Source organism: Planomicrobium sp. CPCC 101110 (assembly GCF_007859395.1).
Lineage (GTDB): Bacteria > Bacillota > Bacilli > Bacillales_A > Planococcaceae > Planococcus.
In genome coordinates this window covers 1-982 of the sequence record NZ_VOHD01000001.1, presented here as the reverse complement: position 1 = coordinate 982, position 982 = coordinate 1, and the positions used below count along the sequence as shown (strand labels likewise).

Here is a 982-nt window from a genome sequence, read left to right as displayed (position 1 = left end):
AAAAAAAGAGTCCAGTGATGATGGCAAAGAGGCCACACCCGTTCCCATCCCGAACACGGAAGTTAAGCTCTTTTGCGCCGATGGTAGTTGGGGGTCTCCCCCTGTGAGAGTAGGACGTCGCTGGGCATACATAACGGAGGATTAGCTCAGCTGGGAGAGCATCTGCCTTACAAGCAGAGGGTCGGCGGTTCGATCCCGTCATCCTCCACCATTCTTTTTTCCTGGCCGGAGTAGCTCAACTGGTAGAGCAACTGACTTGTAATCAGTAGGTTGAGGGTTCAAGTCCTTTCTCCGGCACCATTTGCACGAGCCATTAGCTCAGTTGGTAGAGCATCTGACTTTTAATCAGAGGGTCGAAGGTTCGAATCCTTCATGGCTCACCATTTTAATTCAATATTGCCACGCGGGTGTGGCGGAACTGGCAGACGCACTAGACTTAGGATCTAGCGCCTTCGGGCGTGGGGGTTCGACTCCCTTCACCCGCACCATTTTTGCGGAAGTAGTTCAGTGGTAGAACGCCACCTTGCCAAGGTGGAGGTCGCGGGTTCGACCCCCGTCTTCCGCTCCAATTTTTTCAAACGCAATGCAAGCCGACCCTATGCCGGGGTGGCGGAACTGGCAGACGCACAGGACTTAAAATCCTGCGGTAGGTGACTACCGTACCGGTTCGATTCCGGTCCTCGGCACCATTTTGTTTGCGAAAAACACATTGCCGATAGGCGCCCGTAGCTCAATTGGATAGAGTACTTGACTACGAATCAAGCGGTTAGAGGTTCGAGTCCTCTCGGGCGCGCCATATTTTTTTCATCCTCAGCATTTCAGTTCGGGAAGTAGCTCAGCTTGGTAGAGCACTTGGTTTGGGACCAAGGGGTCGCAGGTTCGAATCCTGTCTTCCCGACCATTACAATGGGGCCTTAGCTCAGCTGGGAGAGCGCCTGCCTTGCACGCAGGAGGTCAGCGGTTCGATCCCGCTAGGCTCCAC

The 982-nt window shown here is 54.1% G+C and carries 9 tRNA genes and 1 rRNA gene; all 10 read left to right on the top strand.

Going from position 1 to position 982, the window contains the following annotated elements:
- Positions 1 to 10: 10 nt before the first annotated feature.
- Positions 11 to 126 (top strand): 5S ribosomal RNA (gene rrf, locus FQV30_RS00050).
- Between the two features lie 9 nt (positions 127 to 135).
- Positions 136 to 211, top strand: a tRNA-Val gene (locus FQV30_RS00045).
- A 13-nt stretch (positions 212 to 224) separates the two neighbouring features.
- Positions 225 to 300: transfer RNA gene (locus FQV30_RS00040), tRNA-Thr, on the top strand.
- A 7-nt stretch (positions 301 to 307) separates the two neighbouring features.
- Positions 308 to 383 (top strand) — tRNA-Lys (locus tag FQV30_RS00035).
- A gap of 20 nt (positions 384 to 403) precedes the next feature.
- Positions 404 to 488, top strand: a tRNA-Leu gene (locus FQV30_RS00030).
- 5 nt (positions 489 to 493) lie between these two features.
- A tRNA-Gly gene (locus FQV30_RS00025) sits at positions 494 to 568 on the top strand.
- A gap of 32 nt (positions 569 to 600) precedes the next feature.
- A tRNA-Leu gene (locus FQV30_RS00020) sits at positions 601 to 689 on the top strand.
- A gap of 30 nt (positions 690 to 719) precedes the next feature.
- Positions 720 to 796: transfer RNA gene (locus FQV30_RS00015), tRNA-Arg, on the top strand.
- Between the two features lie 28 nt (positions 797 to 824).
- Positions 825 to 901 (top strand) — tRNA-Pro (locus FQV30_RS00010).
- A gap of 7 nt (positions 902 to 908) precedes the next feature.
- Positions 909 to 981, top strand: a tRNA-Ala gene (locus FQV30_RS00005).
- Position 982: the final 1 nt, after the last annotated feature.